The organism is Sphingobium scionense (assembly GCF_014197035.1).
Classification (GTDB): domain Bacteria; phylum Pseudomonadota; class Alphaproteobacteria; order Sphingomonadales; family Sphingomonadaceae; genus Sphingobium; species Sphingobium scionense.
The window spans coordinates 45,780-63,180 of sequence record NZ_JACIEU010000014.1 but is presented as its reverse complement, the minus strand read 5'-3'; the positions used below and the strand labels follow the sequence as shown (position 1 = coordinate 63,180).

The window sequence follows — 17,401 nt, the reverse complement described above, 5'->3', positions numbered from 1 at the left end:
CAGGAGGATGACGTCATGCTTTTGACGGATCGCACCATTCTTATAACCGGCGGTACGAGCGGCATCGGCCGGGGTCTCGCCGAGACGTTCCACCAACTTGGCAATCAGGTCATCATCGCGGGCCGCCGCCAACCGCTTATCGACGAGATCACCGCCGCCTGCCCGGGAATGCATGGCGTGCAGGTGAACATGCGGGATCCCGCGGCGATCGCGCACCTTGTCGACGAGGTTGGCGCCCTTTTCCCTGACCTGGACGTGCTCGTGAACAATGCCGGCATTTCCCGGCTCGAAGCCTGGGATGGCGATACGATCGACATCGCCACCTCGCTCTCCATCATCGAGACGAACATCGTCGGAGTCCTGCGGCTGACGGCAGCCCTGTTGCCGACGCTGGGGCGGCAGCCGTCAGCGACTATCATCACCACAACCTCGGGTCTGGCCTTCGTGCCGCGCTCCAATTTTCCTACTTATTGCGCGAGCAAGGCGTTTCTTCACTCGTGGCTGCAATCGCTGCGCCATCAACTCCGGCATATGCCGATCGAAGTCATCGAACTTCCACCGCCTTATGTTCAGACCGAACTCGCGGGTGCCCTGCAGGCGAGCGATCCCGCTGCCATGCCGCTCGCCGACTATCTCGCGGAAGTCTTCGACCTCCTCCAAAAGCCTGCACCGGACAACGGCGAGATCCTGGTCGAGCGGGTCAAGGCACTGCGAATGGCCCTGCAGAACGGATCGTATCCGCAAATCTACGCCAATCTGAATCCTGCCTAGTTGCCGCAGTCACTCGAAGTCCGATCCTCGGCACGACCCCAACCCGATATCTACGAAAGGCCATCGCAATGAGTAGCTCACAAGTGCCGGAAGCTTCGCAGATGCCACCATCGGCCAGTCCCCGCGACACCCGCGACAAGTTCCTCCTCTGGACACTGATCGCCTCCGTCGTGGCCGCGTTTGCTGCCTGGCTCAGCGCCGCGCTGAGCCTTGAAGTATGGGTGATGTTCGCTGGTTTCATCGCGTGGTTTACGCGCCCCACGTCGCTGGCGAACTGCCTGTCGGCAATGCTATGCCTGTGGCTCGGCATCGCAATCGGCGCCGTGTCGCACATCATCACCGGCGCCCTCATGCCGTCCCTGAATCACATGGCCCTACCGGTCGTCGTGTTCCTGGTCGCCATGCTGATCGTCGGCCTCCGCGCCCGTGAAATATTGGGCAACATGCTGGCGTGGTTCCTCGGAATGGTGACCTTCTTTGCTGCCGAATTCGACCTCGCCATCGCATCGTTTGCCCATTTGGCATCGGCGACCGCAATCGGCGGGCTGGCCGGCTATACGTGTCAAACCCTCAATCGACGCTTTGCCGAGTAAGCGTCGCGTCGCTTCTTCGCACGACCCGCCGCATCGCTGTGACGAAGAAGCCCAGCAGCGCGATGAACGCCCGCGGCTGTGGCCTTGGTTACCTACGGAGACTTGCTTGATCCATGCACTCGACACGCGACGTCCCGCTAGTCGGAGGATTGGGCAAGTAAGTCCCGGGTTCAGGCATGGAGCCTGGCGTGCCGAGGCGTATCTTGGCGAAGACACCAGAAAAGCTCTCGAAAGACATATTCATGGCCGGCTGGAACGCTTCCGACATCCCTCCGCAAATCAGGCGCGCGGCCTCGTTCCCCAAACGCAAAACCGTGGATCGCTTGTAATGAATTCATCGACATGCACCGTTCCCTCGCGGTGGAAAGGCCTTTGCCCTGAGACCAGCGGCGACAACCAACGCGGAGGGGCGAGGGACATGTTTCGGTTCCTCATGGAGTGGCTGCGCGATCCAGGAGGAACTGCCGCGATCGCTCCATCCGGCAAAGCACTCGTATCGCTTATCACCCAGCACATCGATAAGTGGACGGGTCCCGTCCTGGAGCTTGGGCCGGGTACCGGCGTGTTCACGCAAGGGCTGGTTACACGCGGGGTCGCCGAACGCGATCTGACATTGGTGGAACTGAACCAGACCTTTGCAGCGATACTGAGGCGGCGCTACCCTTGTGCAACGGTGCTTGGCCTCGATGCGGCCGAGCTATCCTCGGATCAAGACGATCGAACCCGCGAATTTGGCGCTGCGGTCTGCGGGCTAGGTCTCCGGAGCATGAATACCCGGCAGATCGAAGCAATCATGCGCGCCGCGTTCGGCCGCATGAAGCCGGAGGCAGCGCTTTACCTGTTCACCTACGGCCGGCGATGCTCCGTACCCGACGACGTACTCGACCGCCTCGGGCTTGTCGCTGAACGGGTCGGAACGACCCTTCGCAACATACCTCCGGCATCGGTTTATCGCATTTTTGTCTCACAGCCGCGCGCAGATGCTCCCGCTCTCCTGACCTCCGCAACTACCTGCAAGTGCGGCACAGCATCATAGCAAGCACCGGCATCATCCATTTTTCCGTCCGCGCGATTACTTTGTGACACCACAATCGCACGATTGCGCTCTTGCAGAAATAGGCATGTTATCTGAAGGATCCGGCGTTCTCTGCCTTGCCGGATCCGCATACCTTCGGCTGCATGATCAATGCTCCCCAGGCTTAGCCCATGCCATATTCCCTTTCAGTCAACGGCCAGGTCCATAGCATCGACGAGGACGGCCAGACTCCCCTTCTCTGGGTGCTTCGAGATACGCTGAAACTGACGGGTACGAAATACGGCTGCGGCGTTGCGCAGTGCGGCGCCTGCACCGTGCATGTTGATGGTCAGCCGATGCGATCATGCTCCCTTGCGCTGGAGGCCGTAGCCTCAGCGCAGATCGTGACGATCGAAGCCGTGGAGGGTGCGGAGACCAAGGCGATCCAGGACGCCTGGATTGCACGCGACGTGCCGCAATGTGGCTTCTGCCAGTCAGGTCAGGTCATGAGCGCGGTGGCGCTGCTCCGCGCGATTCCAGCGCCGACCGACGACGACGTCGATATCGCCATGAGCGGCAACATCTGCCGCTGCGCCACCTACAACCGCATCCGCGCCGCGATTCATGATGCCGCCGGCGTGCTTGGGTCCGGCCGGTCGTGAGATGGCGACGTTCCTCCGGACTGAGCAGGCGTCGACGCTTCGGCTGCCTACCCATACTGGCGCTGACCGTCGCAGCCATCGTCCTCGTGTCGGCAATCGTCCTGCGTCCCCAGCCGCTGCCGCAGGCACATTCGCTTCCCGCCAGTCATCCGCGGATCGAGATCGCTCACCTGCGCCCTGTCGCCGCGTTCGCGAGCATTGCGGACCCGCAGGCGCGATCGCTCGCGTTATTCGAGGAAGCGGGCCGCGTGATCCAGCACCCGCGCTGCATGAACTGCCATCCGCGGACCGACCGGCCGACGCAAACCGACGCCATGCGTCCGCACACCCCTTGGGTCGCCCGCGGCCCGGATGGCGGCGGTGAGCCAACCTTGCGCTGCTCGACCTGCCATCATGACGAGAACTTCGAGCCATCGGGCGTGCCGGGCAATCCCAAATGGAAACTCGCGCCGATCGGGATGGCCTGGCAGGGCAAGACACTCGGCGAAATCTGTCGGCAGATCCTGGACCCGGCGCGCGCGCATATGGGCCGCGAGGAACTGCTTCATCACCTGGCCGAAGACGAACTGGTCGGTTGGGCCTGGCACCCAGGCGGCGAGCGCACGCCCGCGCCGGGCACACAGGCTGAGTTTGCCGCGCTGATCAAGGCCTGGCTTGATACCGGTGCGAAATGCCCGGCCTGAGCCAGCGACGTCGCAAAAGGAGACCAGCGTGACCGATGTACAAGGCGCGAAGCGTGGCGTTCGCATGACGCGCCGCCGAATGATTCTGGGCGGCTCACTGATCGGCGGCGCGTTGGTCGTCGGTTATACGGCAACGCATCCGATGCAGGTCGGCGGCGCGATCTTGAGCGGCGGTGGCCCCGATCCCGAGCCGAGCGCATTCGGATCGTTCATCCGCATCGCGCCCGATGGGTGGGTGACGATCGTCAACAAGCAGCAGGAACTGGGACAAGGCATCCATGCCGGCATTGCCGCGATCGTCGCCGAAGAGCTCGACGCGGACTGGGACCGGGTGCGTGTCATCGATTCCCGGAGCAATTTCCGCACCTATGGCGTTCAGGGCACTGCCGGGTCGAACTCCATCGCGTCGAACTGGGATGCCATGCGCAATGCGGGCGCCGCCGCCCGCGCCATGTTCGTCGATGCGGCAGCGCTCCGCTGGAAGGTCCCGCGTCGGTTAATCGAGGTCCGGGATGGAGTAGTGTCGCATCCGGCCTCGAACCGCTCCGCGAGCTTCGCAGACCTGCTTGCCGATGCTTCGCGCCACACCCCGCCGCAATCGCCGGCCCTCAAGCAAGCCAAGGACTACCGGCTGATCGGCACCGATCGGGTGCGTCGCAAGGACAGTCAGCCGAAAAGCACGGGCGCCCAAGTCTATACGCAGGACATCCAGCGCCCCGGTATGCTGGTCGGGATGGTTGCGCACAGCCCCCGCTTCGGCGGCAAGTTGGCGCGGTACGACGCGTCCGACGCTCGAAAGATCAAGGGAGTGATCGATGCCTTCGCGATCGAAACCGGGGTAGCGGTAGTAGCGGAATCGACCTTCGCGGCGAAGCTGGGGCGCGACGCACTTCGCATCGAATGGGACGATAGCGAGGCGGAGAAGCGCTCGACGCCCGAACTCCTCCGCTATTATCACGACATCGCCACGGGACGCGGCGATGTCGATCCGAGCGACTTTGGGACCAAGGGTGAAAACCCAGAAGCTCCGTTCACGGGCGAGGTGGTCGAATTCGCGTTCAACTTTCCCTATCTTGCCCATGCACCGATGGAGACGCTCGACTGCGTGGCCAAGGTAGATGGTTGGAATGTCTCGATCACATCGGGCGCTCATCTCCCCATCGTCGATCAGGTCCAGGCGGCGCGGGTCGCCCTGACGATCCCCGGAAAGGTCGATATCGAAGTGGTGCCGGCGGGAGGATCATTCGGCCGTCGCGGCCTCATGGCGTCGGATTATGTCATCGAGAGCGTGCGGATTGCGAAGCGGACAGAAGGCCGCCCCGTCAAGCTGATCTGGACTCGGGAAGATGAAATGATGTCCGGCTACTTTCGGCCCATGTCGCATCACCGTGCCTGGATCCAACTTGGCGCCGATGGTTTCCCGGCGCGTTGGCGCATTCATGCCGTTTGCCAGCCGCTGATGCCGATTGGTGGAAATCCGCAGGCGACCGAGGGCATTACGGACTCGCCCTATTTCTCGACCGCGTCGACCGTCGATGGCAAGGCCTTCAGCCCGCGTTTTCCGGTGCCGGTCTCATTCTGGCGCTCTGTCGGCCACTCTCACACCGGCATGGTAATGGAACATATCGTCGATCAACTCGCTCGGCGTGCCGGCCGCGATCCGGCAGCGTACCGGCGCTCACTGTATCAGAAGGCAGGCGCAACTCGGCGGATAGCGGTGCTCGACATGCTGTGTAGCAAAGCGGGTTGGGGCAAGCCGCTCGAAACCGGTTGGGCGCGAGGTCTCGCCGTACATGAGGCATTCGGCACCATTGTCGGTCAGATCGCCGAAGTGCGAATGAGCGAGGGACGACCCATTGTGCGACGCGTCTTCGCGGTCGTCGACTGCGGCATAGCCATCTCGCCTGATCTGATCGCCGCACAGATGGAAGGGGGGATCGGCTTCGGCCTCTCGGCCGCGCTCTACGGCGCCGTCACGCTCAAGGATGGCATCGTCCAGGAAACCAACTTCGATTCCTACCCAGTCCTGCGCATGAACGAGATGCCTGCAGTCGAGACGTACATCATTCCATCCACCAACCGGCCGTCCGGCATGGGCGAACCCGGCGTGCCGCCGATCGCGCCCGCGGTTGCGAACGCCATACTCACCTTGACCGGTTCTCCCACGCGAAGCTTGCCGTTCGTGCACGGGGGCGCAGCGAACGCGGGTTTCTCCAATGCGGGATCGGCAATCTTTGGGAGGTAACAAAGGAACGTGCCGTTTGATATCCGCCAACTTCGCTATGCCGTTGCGGCAGCGGATCATGGAAGCTTCTACCGGGCGGCCCGCGCCCTCGACATCGAGCAATCGACGCTCAGCAGGAATATCCTGAAGCTAGAGCGGGCGGTCGGGACGCCGATTTTCGAACGCTCGCGCTCGGGAGTCACCCCGACGTTGGCGGGTAAAGTATTCCTTCGCGGCATTCGACCGATGATCGCCAGCGCTGACCACCTCGTGGCGATGATGCGGGCCGCTGGCCAAGGTCGGGCCGGTGGTCTGAGGCTCGGTCATAATAGCTCGGTCTCAGCTGGCAATCTCCGAGCGACGATGATGGGTTGGCGTGCGACCCATCCAGAGGTCGAGGTCGACTGCGTGGAAGCCGATCGCGCTGTGCTTCTCGCAGGCCTCAGCGCGGGTGAGATCGATATGACCATCCTGATGGGCGCGATGGGACATAATGGCTTTCGTTGCCAACCGCTGTGGAGCGAGCGGATGTTGGTTGCACTCCCGGCCTCACATCCGTTCGCCGAACGCAACGTAGTTCACTGGACCGACCTCCGAGGCGAGCGCTTCCTGTTGCCCGCCGCCGATCCCGGCCCGGAGATGCGCGACATCCTGCTAGGGCGATTGTCGGTGTCGAGCGCAAGTCCGGACATTCGGATGCGACAATCCAGCCGCGAAACCATCCTAAGTATTCTTGGCGGTGGATGCGGAGTGAGTATCGTTTGCGAGGGTTCGACGGGCGCTCACTATCCCGACGTAATCTATCGACCGATCCACGGCGAGCAAGGACCAGCGCTGGTCGGCTATTCGGGCTACTGGCGAGAGGACAACGGCAATCCAGCCCTGCGACGGTTTCTTGGATTCATCACGAAACGCCATGCGCTGCCTTTTGATTTCCTGCCGTGATTCCAGTAAATTAGATGTCCAATTCTTGGAGCTGCCGCATGCCCCAAAGCAAGACAATCATCATCGTGCTCGTAACTTTGCTCGTCGGCTTCGCGGGTGGATTTGTCCTGCGGCCGGCGATCGCGCCGACGCAGCAGACAGCGCCCGTCGTCATCCCTTCGCCCATCGCTGCGGCGCCCAGCGAGGCGCGCGGCACGCAGTATTTCATCGCGCATATCGACGAAGCGCGGCAAGTCGTCGCCGGATGTCGTGATGGCTCGGTGCGGGGCGGCGAATGCGCCACCGCCGAAGAAGCGATCATCAAGGTCGACGCGCAGGAACGCCGCAAGCGGTTCTTGGGAAACTGACGGCAACGCGCCGGCTCAGTCCTTTGCGGCGCCCCGACGTCGTGAAAACCCTCGATCGCTCGCCATGAACTTCGCCAGCATCGGCGCGACGAGTTTCTCGGGAGCTACGGCTTCCCCGCCTGTTTCGGTCGCGAGCGCGGCGGCATAGGCGACAAGATCGCGGTGAACAGTCGCGGGCAGTTCAACCGTCAGCTTGACGGGTCGGTCGTCGGCCAGCGGCCCCAGCTTCAACTTCGTCATCGCGTTGCTCCGATCGGTTCGAGCACGAGGTCGCGCGTCAGGAGCACGCGCAGTGGATGCCCCGGCCGGATGGTGAGCGTTGGCTGCACATTGAGCTGCCGCCGCACGATCTGCTGGCCGGTCTGGTTGATGGTATCTTGCGAGCCTCGCCGGAGGGCACGGGTCAGGTCGTCCTCGCTGTCCGCACCCAGCTCGGCGCCTACGCCGAGAAGCGTCGAGACGGCCGCCGCCCTGAGGAGATTGCCCCAGTGCTGGTTCACGCGGTCCTGTAGGCCGGCGAACCCCGTTCCGTCCGCGCCGGGCTGGCGCTCGAGAACGATCGAGCGGCCGTCCGGCATGATGAGCCGGTCCCAGGCGAGCAGCACGCGGGTCTGCCCGGCGGCGATCTCGCTGTCATACTCGCCGATCAGCCGCGCGCCCTGTGGGATGAGCAGGATGCGACCCGTGGGGCTGTCATAGACATTGGCTGTCACCTGTGCGGTGATCTGGCCGGGGAGGTCCGAACGGACGCCGGTGATGAGCGCGGCCGGGATGATGCTTCCGGCCTGCACGATGTTTGGCGACGTCGGCACCGTCAGCCGCTCGACGCTGACCGTGCGCTGGTTGGACGCCTGCGCCATGAAGGCGCGCTTGGCGGCCTGGTCGCTTTGCGCCGCTGCATCGGCCGTCACCGGAGGCGCCTGGTTCGGCGCTGCGAGACCGGGGGAAGCCGGGGCCGCTGATGACGCCGAACCCCCGCTGCTGCCGAGGAAGACCGAGCTGGTGCGCGCCGCGTCGCGCTCTTGCTGCGCACGCTGGCGGGCGGTCTCGGCGGCCTGAACGCTGGGATCGGGTTGACCTGGTTGCGTGCCGACCGGAGGCACTGGCACATTCTCGCCGCGCTGCTGCGCCGCCACGATCGGTCCGCCGAGGTCGCCGGGCAGCGGCGGGCCGAGCCGGGGCGCCTGCGCGTAGTCGCGCGGCCCGGACGTGATGGTCTCGGCGGTGGCGCGGCTGTCGGTGTTATAAAGTTCCTGCGCGGCTTTCTCGCTGGGCGGGCGCAGCGCATAGATCAGTGAGCCGCCGATCCCAAGGCCGGCGGCGACACCCACGACTGCGAGCGCCTTACGCGACAGGCGCATCACGCGCGGCGGATCTCCGCGAAGCTGGAAGGCTTGAGGATCGGAATGCAGCGCGGCGGGCGCGGTGGCCGGAGTGTCTACGGGCTCGCTCACGGCCGCCCCCGCCGTCCATCGACGCGCACGATGCGAACGCGCTGCTCGCTGCGCCGATCGCCCAGGCGCAGCTCGGCGGCGGCAAACAGGCGATCGACCACCATGTAGCGGCCATGCACGCGATAATTGACCAACTCGGCGTCACCGGCCGCGCCGGTCACGAACAGCGGCGGCATCTCGCCCTGCGAGATCCCGGCCGGAAACTCCACGAACACCTGCCGGCCATCGTCGAACACGCGAACGGGCTTCCACGCCGCGCGGTCGCCTTCGACCCGGTAGCGGAAATTGAGCGCGGACACGTCCACGCCGGTCGCGGCTGGCGCAGCGGCGGCCGCGGCCGCGTTGCGACCCTGCAAGGCAATGAGCTGGTCTTGCGGATAGGTCCAAGAGACCGATGCCATGTAAGTCGCCGGGGTCGCACGTAATTCGAGGTGATAGGTGCGACGGTCGGTGTTGATGACCATGTTGGTGGCGAGGTCGGGCCGGGTTGGTTTGGCGAGGATATGCACGCGGGCGGTGGCGCCGCTGCCGCTTACCGTGTCGCCGATGATCCAGCGCACCGTGTCGCCGGCCGCGACTGGCCCAGGTCCAACGAGCTGCTCACCTTCCTGAAGCGCGATGTCCGTCACCTGGCCGGGAGCGGCATAGACTTGATACAGCGCGCCGTCGGTCCACGGATATTGCTGAATGGCGTTGAGGAAGCCGTCGCGCACCGGCTGCACGCGAGCGGCGTCGTTGGCGTCGCCGACACGGCGGCGCGGATCGGCGGGCTCTGGCGGTCGCGCGCTCTCCGTCATCGGCTTCAACTGGCCGGGCAGCGGCAACGGCTCGAGGATCGTGACGATCTCGACCGCGCGGGGCGGCTCTGCCGCGGGCGTCGCGGCGATCGCGGGGGGCGGATCGTCGAACGCGATCACGGGCGGCCTGGCCGACGTGGTAGCGCAGCCGGCGAGCGCGGATGCGGAGACGAACAGCGCGGCAGTGGTCGCGCGGCGGATGGGTATGCCGGTCATTGCGACAGCTCCTTCGACCAGTTGAGGGCATTGACGAAGACGCCAAGCGGATTCTTGCGCAGGGCGTCGGGGGTGCGCGGAGGCTGGACGACGATGGTGAGGATCGCGGACCAGCGTTCGGTGGCGGCAAGGCTGCCGTCCTGATAGCGGCGCTCGATCCAGGCGACGCGGAAGCTGTCAGGCGATGCCCGGATGACGCTGGACACTTCCACCGCGACCTGCACCCGCCCGACATTGGCGAACGGGTCGTTGGCCCGCGCATAGTCATTGAGCGCAAGCGCGCCGCGATCGGTCGTGAAGTCGTAAGCCCTGAGCCAGTTCTGACGGACGATCACCGGGTCGGCGGGGATCGCGCGGACCTGCTCGATGAAGCGGGCGAGATGGAACGCGACCTGCGGATCGGTCGGGCGATAGCCGGCCTCGGCGGGCGCAACCGCCTGAGCTTCGCCCAGCCGATCGACCTGCACGACCCACGGGACGATATGGCCGCGCGTCGATTGCCAGACGAGGCCGCCAGCTAGACCGCCCGAAAGCGCCAACGTGCCGAAAAACGCGAGCCGCCAGTTCTTCGCCTGCACGCGCGCCGAACCGATGCGGTCGTCCCATGCCTGCGCGGCGCGCTGATAGGGTGTGGCCGGCTCGGGCGTCTGGCCGTAGCGGATGGTCGGTCGCTTGAACATGGATCAATCCTTCTGGCTGGTATCGACCGACGCGCCGCTGCCGCCGCCGTCGCCGGAGCGCAGCGTGTGGGCGGCTATGGTCGCGCCGTGAGTCATAGTTTGACGGTTCTTCATCGCGGACGCCCAGGCGGGCGCACCGGCGGAAGTGTCCGGCGACGGCGTGGAACTGCCGCCTGAAATGGTCCCGCCCGTTGCGGTGACGGCGGCGCGGCCGCCCGAGCGATAGCTGTCCTTGAGCGAAGCGGCCGCCTTGCGAAGCGGTGACATGACCGCACCGGCCGCCGCCTGGCCGACGCCGCCAGCGCCGCCGGCGACCGCAGCCCCGCCGGTCTTACCGGCGGAGCCGAGCGCATAGGCGCTGTTGGCTGCGCCCGAGGTGAAGGCGGCGCCTCGCGCCGCGCCGCCGATCGCACCCGCCGCAGCGCCGGCGCCGAGGCGGGCGGCAGCGGCGCCACCGACAAGCGCGCCGCCGGCTGCGAGCACGGTTCCCGCTGCGGCGCCTGCGCCAAGCGCCGGGCCGCCTGAGACGATGCCATTGGCGATCGACGGGCCGAAGATGCCGAGGCCGAGAAGACAGAGCGAGGCGAGCGCGACGGCCATCGCGTCCTCGATGCTGGGCTGCGCGCCGCCGAACCCGGCGCGGAACTCGTCGAACAATGTCGAGCCGATGCCGACGATGACGGCGAGCACCAGCACCTTGACGCCCGACGAGATGACGAGTCCCAGCACGCGCTCGGCCATGAAGGCGGTCTTGCCGAACAGGCCGAAGGGGATGAGGACGAAGCCGCAGAGCGTCGCCAGCTTGAACTCGATCAGCGTCACGAAGAGCTGGATCGCCAGAATGAAGAAGGCGAGGATGACCAGCAGCCAGGCGATCAGCAGCACCGCAATCTGGATGAAGTTCTCGAAGAATGCGACCCAGCCCATCAAGTCTGAAATGGATTCTAGGATCGGCTGACCCGCCTCCAGCCCGACTTGGGCGACGCGGCCCGGCTGGAGCAGTTCGGCCGCCGTAAAGCCGGTGCCCGACGCTTTGAGCCCGAGCCCGGCGACGCTCTCGAAGACGATGCGTGCCAGGCTGTTCCAGTTGCCGATGATGTAGGCGAAGACGCCGACGAACAGCGTCTTCTTGACGAGGCGCGCGATGATGTCGTCGCCTTCGCCCCACGTCCAGAACAGCGCGGCCAAAGTCACGTCGATGACGATCAGCGTCGTGGCGATGAATGCCACCTCGCCGCCGAGCAGGCCGAACCCGCTGTCGATATAGCGGGTGAAGACATCCAGAAAGCGATCGACGACGCCGGTGCCGCCCATATCAATTCTCCTGCGGGGTAGCGCCATCGGCGATGCGGGCGGCGGGACGCGCGCCGGGCGCGAGGAACCGACGACGGTTCTCGGCCCAGGCGCGCAGGCAATCAGGGTCGCTCGCCCCGGCCGCGCCGATCGACTGGCAGCGGCGCAGCTCGATCAACAGCGGGTCCGTCGCCGATTTCTCGGCGACGGCCACCGGCCCCGCGCGCGGTGGCTCTGGTGCTCGGCTCATCTCGATCGCCGTCATCGTGGTGGCGATGGCGATGAAGATGACGGTGCCGATGCGCGCGAGGAGCTTGCTGTCCATTACGATCAGTCGTGGAACATGCGGGCGTTGCCCGGCTGATAGCCGGTGGACCGCGTGAGGAAGCGGCGAAGCCGTTCGCGGCTCTCGGCTTCGACCGCGGCGTTGCGCGCCGAGTCGAGCGCCTGCGCCCGGCCTTGCGCGGCGAGCAGTGCCGTCAGGTCCGCGAGCTGCTGCGATTGCAGCGCGAGTAGCTGGTTGCCCGCCTGTGCCGCCTGAAGCGCGCCGGTCGCCGACTGGCTGGACGTGACCAGGCCGTCCATCGTGATGCGCGCGCCGTCGATATTGCCGACCACGCCAGCCTGAACACGCAGCGCGTCCTCGAATGCGCCGACGCTATCCTCCCAGCGCGCATTGGCGTTGGCGACCATCTGCGCGTGGGTGCCGGTGAGCGCCGCGCCCTTGTAGCGGCTGCTGAACGCCTGCTGGACGTTCTGCACGTCGTAGGCGATGCGCTGCGCCTCGCCGAGAAGCTGCTGGGTGCGCTGCACTTGGCTCTGCAACTGTTGGAGCGAGCTGAACGGCAGCGAAGTCAGATTGCGAGCCTCGTTGATGAGCGAGGTCGCCTGGTTCTGGATTTGCTGAATCTGGTTGTTGATCTGCTGGAGCGACCGAGCGGCGGTCAGCACGTTCTGCGCATAGTTGGTCGGGTCATAGACGATCCCGCCGAACTGAGCGTGCGCCGGCGTGGCGGCGGTGATGCCGATCATGCTCGACGTGGCGATGGCGCCGGCCAGCATGGCGCGGTGCAGGATGTTGGGCTTCATAGGGTCATATCCTTCAAGGCAAGGGGGATCTGGCCGGCATCTTCCCGGCGACCGGTCAGCGGATCGGGTTGGGGTTCGGGAAGAAGATCGACCGCCCAGGCCAAGCCGCGATGGCGCAGCCACTCGGCGGCGAAGCGTTCGCGGCCGAGAGCTTCAACCAGTTCGGCGATGCGGAGCTGGTCTGACTTCGACGACGCGGCAGCGAAGGCCAGCGCGACCTCGCCCAGCCCCAGCTCGAACAGCCGGTTGCCGCGCCGCGACTGGCAGTAATAGTCGCGCTTGGGCGTGGCCCGGCTGAGGATTTCGATCTGGCGGGCGTTGAGGCCGAACCGCTCGTAGATAGTGGCGATCTGCGGCTCGGCGGCGCGCTCATTCGGCAGGAAGATGCGCGTCGGACAGCTTTCGATGATGGCCGGCGCGATGTTCGAGGTTTCGATGTCGGCGAGGCTCTGCGTGGCGAGCACCACACTGGCGTTCTTCTTGCGCAGAGTTTTCAACCATTCGCGGAGCTGCGCGGCGAAGTCCGGGCTGTCGAGGACCAGCCAGCCCTCGTCGATGATGATGAGCGTGGGCGAGCCGTCCAGCCGGCCTTCGATCCGGTGGAACAGATAGGACAGGACGGCGGCCGCCGATCCGGCGCCGACCAAGCCTTCGGTCTCGAACGCCTGAACCGACGCCTCGCCGAGACGCTCGGCCTCCGCGTCGAGCAAACGGCCCCACGGCCCGCCGATGCAGTAGGAGGCGAGCGCCTGTTTGAGCTGCTGCGATTGCAACAGCACGGCCAGCCCGGTCAGTGTGCGCTCGCCGATCGGCGCGGACGCAAGTGAGCCGAGCGCCGACCATAGGTGCTCCTTGGCCTGGGGATCGACCGCGACGCCTTCGGACGCAAGGATGGCAGCCAGCCATTCCGCCGCCCATGCCCGCTCGGCGGGATCGTCGATGCGCGCCAATGGTTGAAGCTGGACACCCGTGCCGGCCTCGTCGGACAGCATTCCGCCGAGATCCTGCCAGTCCCCGCCCATGCCGAGCGCGGCGGCGCGGATGCTGCCGCCGAAATCGAAAGCGAACACCTGTGCGCTCGGATAGCGGCGGAACTGCATCGCCATGAGGGCGAGCAGCACCGACTTGCCCGCGCCGGTCGGGCCGACGATCAGCGTATGGCCGACGTCGCCGACATGAAGGGAAAACCGGAACGGGGTCGAGCCTTCGGTCCTGCCATAGAGCAAGGGGGGGTGTCCGAAATGCTCGTCCCGTTCCGGCCCCGCCCATACCGCTGACAGGGGGATCAGGTGGGCGAGATTGAAAGTGGAAAGCGGGGGCTGACGGACGTTGGCATATGTGTGACCGGGAAGTGAGCCGAGCCACGCTTCCACGGCGTTCATCCCCTCGGGAATGACGGTGAAGTCGCGGCCCTGAATGACCTTCTCGACCAGCCGCAGCTTCTCGGCAGCGATGGCGGGATCGCGGTCCCACACCGTCACTGTCGCGGTGACATAGGCCATGCCGGCATAGTCGGCGCCCAGCTCCTGCAGGGCGGTGTCGGCGTCTGCGGCCTTGTTGGAGGCGTCGCTGTCGAGCAGCGTGCTCGCCTCGTTGGTCATCACCTCCTTCAAGATGGCTGCGACGGACTTGCGCTTGGCGAACCACTGGCGACGAATACGGGTGAGCAGCTTGGTCGCGTCGGTCTTGTCGAGCATGATGGCGCGGGTGCTCCAGCGATACTCGAAGGCCAGCCGGTTCAACTCGTCGAGCAGGCCGGGAAAGGTGACGCTGGGAAATCCAATGATGGTGAGCGTGCGGAGATGATGGTCGCCCAGGCGCGGTTCCAGCCCGCCGGTCAGCGGCTCGTCGGCGAGCAGCGCGTCGAGGTGCATCGGGGTCTCGGGAACCCGGACTCGCTGGCGCCGGGTCGAGATGGTGCTATGCAGATAGGTGAGCGTCTCGCCGTCATCGAGCCAACGGACCTCGGGCACGAAACCCTCGACCAGATTGAGAACGCGGTCGCTGCGATCGGTGAAGCCGGCCAGCATCTCCCACGGATCGACGCCAGTGCTGGACCGGCCCTCGTAGAGCCAGGTTTCGGCCCGCGCCGCTTCCTCGGCCGGCGGCAGCCACAGCAGCGTCAGGTAGTAGGCGCTCTCGAAATGCGCGCCGTCCTCGCGGAACTGCTCGCGCCGCTCCATCTCGACCAGAGCGGAGACCGGATCGGGAAATTCGGCGTCCGGGTAGTCGAGCGCGGGCGCTCGCCGCGCCTCGACGAAGATCGCCCAGCCCGAGCCCAGGCGGCGCAGTGAGTTGTTGAGCCGAGCGGTGGTGGCGACCAGCTCGGCGGGCGTCGCCGAATCAAGGTCCGGTCCCCGGAAGCGCGCAGTGCGCTGGAACGAACCGTCCTTGTTGAGCACGACGCCTTCGCCGACCAGCGCGGCCCAGGGCAGGAAGTCGGCAAGGTGTGCCGCCTTGTTGCGGTATTCGCGCAAGCTCATCATGGCTGCATCCAGCTCGGGTAGCGGAGGTGGCGGCGGGCCACGTCCACGAATTGCGGGTCACGGCGCGCCGCCCAGACTGACAGGGCATGGCCGATCGCCCAGATGACGAGGCCAGCGATCCAGAGGCGCAGGCCGAGGCCGATCGCACCGGCCAGCGTGCCGTTCACGATAGCGAGCGAGCGCGGAGCGCCGCCGAGCAATATCTGCTCGGTCAGCGCCCGATGGACCGGGGCGAAATAGCCCGCGATCGGTTCGCCATGATCGGCCGCCCCGTTCATGCGATCAGCGCTCCGCCGCCGAAGCTGAAGAAGCTCAGGAAGAAGGAGCTGGCCGCGAAGGCGATCGACAGGCCGAACACGATCTGGATCAGCCGGCGCGAGCCGCCCGATGTGTCTCCGAACGCCAGCGTCAGGCCAGTCACGATGATGATGATGACCGCGACGATCTTCGCCACCGGCCCCTCGATACTTTCGAGGATCGACTGGAGCGGGGCTTCCCACGGCATCGACGATCCGCCCGCATGAGCCGGAACGGCGAAGGTCAGCGCGACGACGCTGGCGGTGGCGGCGAGCATGGCGCGGCGTGCGCCACGCCGAAGGGCATGGATCATGGCAGGTCTCCTGGCTGGGATTGGGAAAGCGGGATGAGGCGGTAGTCGCCGGTCGAGGGGTCGAGCCCTTCGACACGGGCCAGCTCGGCGAGGCGGCGGCCGTGTCCGTCGCGGACCAGCACGGCGATGAGGTCGATGGTCTCGGCCAGCAGAGCGCGGGGGACCGTGATGACGGCCTCCTGAATGAGCTGCTCCATGCGGCGCAGTGCGCCGAGCGCCGTGCCGGCATGGATCGTGCCGATGCCGCCGGGGTGGCCGGTGCCCCAGGCTTTGAGGAGATCGAGCGCCTCCGCGCCGCGCACCTCGCCGATGGGGATGCGATCCGGGCGCAGCCGCAGAGAGGACCGGACGAGATCGGACAGCGAGACGACGCCGTCCTTGGTCCGCATGGCGACGAGGTTGGGCGCGGCGCATTGCAGCTCGCGCGTGTCTTCGATCAGGACGATGCGGTCGGTGGTCTTGGCGACTTCGGCCAACAGCGCATTGACCAGCGTGGTCTTGCCGCTGCCGGTCCCACCCGCGACGAGTATGTTGGCGCGGGTTTCGACACCGTGCCGCAGCGCCTCAGCGTGAGCTGCCGACATGATGCCGGCCGCCGCATAATCGTCGAGCATGAATACCGCGACGGCAGGTTTGCGAATCGCGAAGGCAGGCGCGGCCACTACCGGGGGCAAGAGCCCCTCGAACCGCTCGCCTCCTTCCGGCAGCTCGGCCGAAACGCGCGGGGATCGGGCGTGAACCTCGACGCCGACATGGTGCGCGACCAAGCGGACGATGCGTTCGCCGTCGGCCGCGCTCAGCAGCTCGCCGGTGTCGCTGATGCCTTCTCCGAGCCGATCGACCCACAACCGGCCGTCCGGGTTGAGCATGACTTCGATGACGGCTGGGTCGTCGAGCCAGGTAGCGATCGACGGCCCGAGCGCGGTGCGCAGCATCCGCGCGCCGCGTGACTTCGCCTCGGATCGGATCGGTTGAACGGTCAAGGATCGGCCCCTGGATTGGGCCGGGCGAACCGCCGCCCGGCGTCAGGAGCACATCAAGAGAGCCAGAAATCCGGCCGGTGCAACAGATAGTCGAAGGTGTAGTAGAGTCGGCGGCTTATACTTACAGGCTGCGGTTAATGCCGACGGTAATCGCTAGGCTTTCGGTCTGGGTTACGGGGTCTTGGGTAAGGGAATCCGGCGAGCATCGGTAGAAAATCTCTTGATTCGCTACGCGAGAATTCGCGAATTACTGGAAGAATTCCAATCGCAGGCGATCGCTGCCATCGTCCGGCGGGCAACTTCGCTCAGCAACCTGATCAGGTCTAATGCGTCGGACACGATCTTACATTGGGAAGAAGGCGACGCGGAACGTGCTGGCTGAACGGCAACCGATGCGCACGACAGCCCGAGCGATCCCGCTTCCTCCTTGACGTGGCAAATTCTTCGCCTGCGCGATGTGCCAACCGAGCAGATATTCTATCGGCGCAACGCCGCCTTCGCAGGTCCACGACCGTGCAAGTCTCCAGGGCATTCATGCATTGCAAACTGCCCG

General features: G+C 65.8%; 20 protein-coding genes. 9 read left to right on the top strand and 11 right to left on the bottom strand.

What is annotated here, in order from left to right; all coding sequences use genetic code 11:
* Window positions 1–15: 15 nt before the first annotated feature.
* The 8 genes from GGQ90_RS17085 to GGQ90_RS17050 all read left to right on the top strand — a co-directional run bounded on the left by GGQ90_RS17085 (window position 16) and on the right by GGQ90_RS17050 (window position 7,240).
* On the top strand, window positions 16–771 hold the full coding sequence (locus GGQ90_RS17085; RefSeq protein WP_188083197.1) for an SDR family oxidoreductase: 756 nt from the start codon (window positions 16–18) through the stop codon (window positions 769–771).
* Window positions 772–839: 68 nt separating this feature from the next.
* Window positions 840–1,364: a DUF1097 domain-containing protein gene (locus GGQ90_RS17080; RefSeq protein WP_051586846.1), complete on the top strand. Its 525-nt coding sequence runs from the start codon at window positions 840–842 to the stop codon at window positions 1,362–1,364.
* Window positions 1,365–1,782: 418 nt separating this feature from the next.
* Window positions 1,783–2,400 (top strand): class I SAM-dependent methyltransferase, encoded by a 618-nt coding sequence (locus GGQ90_RS17075; protein ID WP_188083196.1) that lies wholly within the window; start codon window positions 1,783–1,785, stop codon window positions 2,398–2,400.
* A gap of 170 nt (window positions 2,401–2,570) precedes the next feature.
* Window positions 2,571–3,041, top strand: a complete 471-nt coding sequence (locus tag GGQ90_RS17070) for a (2Fe-2S)-binding protein (protein WP_036526094.1) — start codon at window positions 2,571–2,573, stop codon at window positions 3,039–3,041.
* A gap of 86 nt (window positions 3,042–3,127) precedes the next feature.
* The gene (locus GGQ90_RS17065) at window positions 3,128–3,724 is read left to right on the top strand and encodes an Isoquinoline 1-oxidoreductase subunit (protein ID WP_223178308.1); all 597 of its coding nucleotides are present in this window, start codon (window positions 3,128–3,130) and stop codon (window positions 3,722–3,724) included.
* A gap of 28 nt (window positions 3,725–3,752) precedes the next feature.
* Window positions 3,753–5,969: a xanthine dehydrogenase family protein molybdopterin-binding subunit gene (locus GGQ90_RS17060; protein ID WP_343053856.1), complete on the top strand. Its 2,217-nt coding sequence runs from the start codon at window positions 3,753–3,755 to the stop codon at window positions 5,967–5,969.
* 9 nt (window positions 5,970–5,978) lie between these two features.
* Window positions 5,979–6,893 carry a LysR substrate-binding domain-containing protein gene (locus GGQ90_RS17055; RefSeq protein ID WP_188083195.1) on the top strand — a complete coding sequence of 305 codons (915 nt, stop codon included), beginning with the start codon at window positions 5,979–5,981 and terminating at the stop codon, window positions 6,891–6,893.
* 38 nt (window positions 6,894–6,931) lie between these two features.
* Window positions 6,932–7,240 carry a hypothetical protein gene (locus GGQ90_RS17050; protein ID WP_133494671.1) on the top strand — a complete coding sequence of 103 codons (309 nt, stop codon included), beginning with the start codon at window positions 6,932–6,934 and terminating at the stop codon, window positions 7,238–7,240.
* Between the two features lie 15 nt (window positions 7,241–7,255).
* Here the strand turns inward: GGQ90_RS17050 and GGQ90_RS17045 are convergent, their stop codons facing one another.
* The 11 genes from GGQ90_RS17045 to trbB are packed head-to-tail and all read right to left on the bottom strand — an operon-like array spanning window position 7,256 to window position 16,848.
* Window positions 7,256–7,480 (bottom strand): DUF2274 domain-containing protein, encoded by a 225-nt coding sequence (locus GGQ90_RS17045; RefSeq protein WP_133494670.1) that lies wholly within the window; start codon window positions 7,478–7,480, stop codon window positions 7,256–7,258.
* Window positions 7,477–8,694 carry a TraB/TrbI/VirB10 family type IV secretion system protein gene (locus tag GGQ90_RS17040; protein ID WP_343053855.1) on the bottom strand — a complete coding sequence of 406 codons (1,218 nt, stop codon included), beginning with the start codon at window positions 8,692–8,694 and terminating at the stop codon, window positions 7,477–7,479. Before GGQ90_RS17040 ends, GGQ90_RS17045 begins: the two co-directional genes overlap by 4 nt.
* Window positions 8,691–9,707, bottom strand: a complete 1,017-nt coding sequence (trbG, locus tag GGQ90_RS17035; RefSeq protein ID WP_188083194.1) for a P-type conjugative transfer protein TrbG — start codon at window positions 9,705–9,707, stop codon at window positions 8,691–8,693. The genes GGQ90_RS17040 and trbG overlap by 4 nt, the downstream gene beginning before the upstream one ends.
* Entirely contained in the window at window positions 9,704–10,387 is a 684-nt protein-coding gene (gene trbF / locus GGQ90_RS17030) for a conjugal transfer protein TrbF (protein WP_188083193.1), read from the bottom strand. The genes trbG and trbF overlap by 4 nt, the downstream gene beginning before the upstream one ends.
* A gap of 3 nt (window positions 10,388–10,390) precedes the next feature.
* Complete coding sequence (trbL, locus tag GGQ90_RS17025; RefSeq protein ID WP_188083192.1) at window positions 10,391–11,701, bottom strand: P-type conjugative transfer protein TrbL; 1,311 nt, start codon at window positions 11,699–11,701, stop codon at window positions 10,391–10,393.
* Between the two features lies 1 nt (window position 11,702).
* Window positions 11,703–12,005: a putative entry exclusion protein TrbK-alt gene (gene trbK-alt, locus GGQ90_RS17020; protein ID WP_188083191.1), complete on the bottom strand. Its 303-nt coding sequence runs from the start codon at window positions 12,003–12,005 to the stop codon at window positions 11,703–11,705.
* A gap of 5 nt (window positions 12,006–12,010) precedes the next feature.
* Window positions 12,011–12,769, bottom strand: a complete 759-nt coding sequence (trbJ, locus tag GGQ90_RS17015; RefSeq protein WP_188083190.1) for a P-type conjugative transfer protein TrbJ — start codon at window positions 12,767–12,769, stop codon at window positions 12,011–12,013.
* A complete protein-coding gene (trbE, locus tag GGQ90_RS17010; protein WP_188083189.1) occupies window positions 12,766–15,255 on the bottom strand; it encodes a conjugal transfer protein TrbE in 2,490 nt (829 codons plus the stop codon). Before trbE ends, trbJ begins: the two co-directional genes overlap by 4 nt.
* Window positions 15,252–15,533, bottom strand: a complete 282-nt coding sequence (locus GGQ90_RS17005; RefSeq protein WP_188083188.1) for a VirB3 family type IV secretion system protein — start codon at window positions 15,531–15,533, stop codon at window positions 15,252–15,254. The genes trbE and GGQ90_RS17005 overlap by 4 nt, the downstream gene beginning before the upstream one ends.
* On the bottom strand, window positions 15,530–15,865 hold the full coding sequence (locus tag GGQ90_RS17000; protein ID WP_188083187.1) for a TrbC/VirB2 family type IV secretion system protein: 336 nt from the start codon (window positions 15,863–15,865) through the stop codon (window positions 15,530–15,532). Before GGQ90_RS17000 ends, GGQ90_RS17005 begins: the two co-directional genes overlap by 4 nt.
* Window positions 15,862–16,848: a P-type conjugative transfer ATPase TrbB gene (trbB, locus tag GGQ90_RS16995; RefSeq protein ID WP_188083186.1), complete on the bottom strand. Its 987-nt coding sequence runs from the start codon at window positions 16,846–16,848 to the stop codon at window positions 15,862–15,864. Before trbB ends, GGQ90_RS17000 begins: the two co-directional genes overlap by 4 nt.
* 181 nt (window positions 16,849–17,029) lie before the next feature.
* Between trbB and GGQ90_RS29050 the strand changes: the two genes are divergently transcribed.
* Window positions 17,030–17,230, top strand: coding sequence for a hypothetical protein (locus GGQ90_RS29050; RefSeq protein WP_223178307.1), 201 nt, complete (start codon window positions 17,030–17,032; stop codon window positions 17,228–17,230).
* Window positions 17,231–17,401: the final 171 nt, after the last annotated feature.

What these genes read in the sequence shown, in the direction of transcription:
- GGQ90_RS17085 (WP_188083197.1), top strand. Translation starts at nt 16, where the DNA reads ATGCTTTTGACGGATCGCACCATTCTTATAACCGGCGGTACGAGCGGC.
- GGQ90_RS17080 (WP_051586846.1), top strand. Translation starts at nt 840, where the DNA reads ATGAGTAGCTCACAAGTGCCGGAAGCTTCGCAGATGCCACCATCGGCC.
- GGQ90_RS17075 (WP_188083196.1), top strand. Translation starts at nt 1,783, where the DNA reads ATGTTTCGGTTCCTCATGGAGTGGCTGCGCGATCCAGGAGGAACTGCC.
- GGQ90_RS17070 (WP_036526094.1), top strand. Translation starts at nt 2,571, where the DNA reads ATGCCATATTCCCTTTCAGTCAACGGCCAGGTCCATAGCATCGACGAG.
- GGQ90_RS17050 (WP_133494671.1), top strand. Translation starts at nt 6,932, where the DNA reads ATGCCCCAAAGCAAGACAATCATCATCGTGCTCGTAACTTTGCTCGTC.
- GGQ90_RS17045 (WP_133494670.1), bottom strand. Translation starts at nt 7,480, where the DNA reads ATGACGAAGTTGAAGCTGGGGCCGCTGGCCGACGACCGACCCGTCAAG.
- trbG (WP_188083194.1), bottom strand. Translation starts at nt 9,707, where the DNA reads ATGACCGGCATACCCATCCGCCGCGCGACCACTGCCGCGCTGTTCGTC.
- trbF (WP_188083193.1), bottom strand. Translation starts at nt 10,387, where the DNA reads ATGTTCAAGCGACCGACCATCCGCTACGGCCAGACGCCCGAGCCGGCC.
- trbL (WP_188083192.1), bottom strand. Translation starts at nt 11,701, where the DNA reads ATGGGCGGCACCGGCGTCGTCGATCGCTTTCTGGATGTCTTCACCCGC.
- trbK-alt (WP_188083191.1), bottom strand. Translation starts at nt 12,005, where the DNA reads ATGGACAGCAAGCTCCTCGCGCGCATCGGCACCGTCATCTTCATCGCC.
- trbJ (WP_188083190.1), bottom strand. Translation starts at nt 12,769, where the DNA reads ATGAAGCCCAACATCCTGCACCGCGCCATGCTGGCCGGCGCCATCGCC.
- trbE (WP_188083189.1), bottom strand. Translation starts at nt 15,255, where the DNA reads ATGATGAGCTTGCGCGAATACCGCAACAAGGCGGCACACCTTGCCGAC.
- GGQ90_RS17005 (WP_188083188.1), bottom strand. Translation starts at nt 15,533, where the DNA reads ATGAACGGGGCGGCCGATCATGGCGAACCGATCGCGGGCTATTTCGCC.
- GGQ90_RS17000 (WP_188083187.1), bottom strand. Translation starts at nt 15,865, where the DNA reads ATGATCCATGCCCTTCGGCGTGGCGCACGCCGCGCCATGCTCGCCGCC.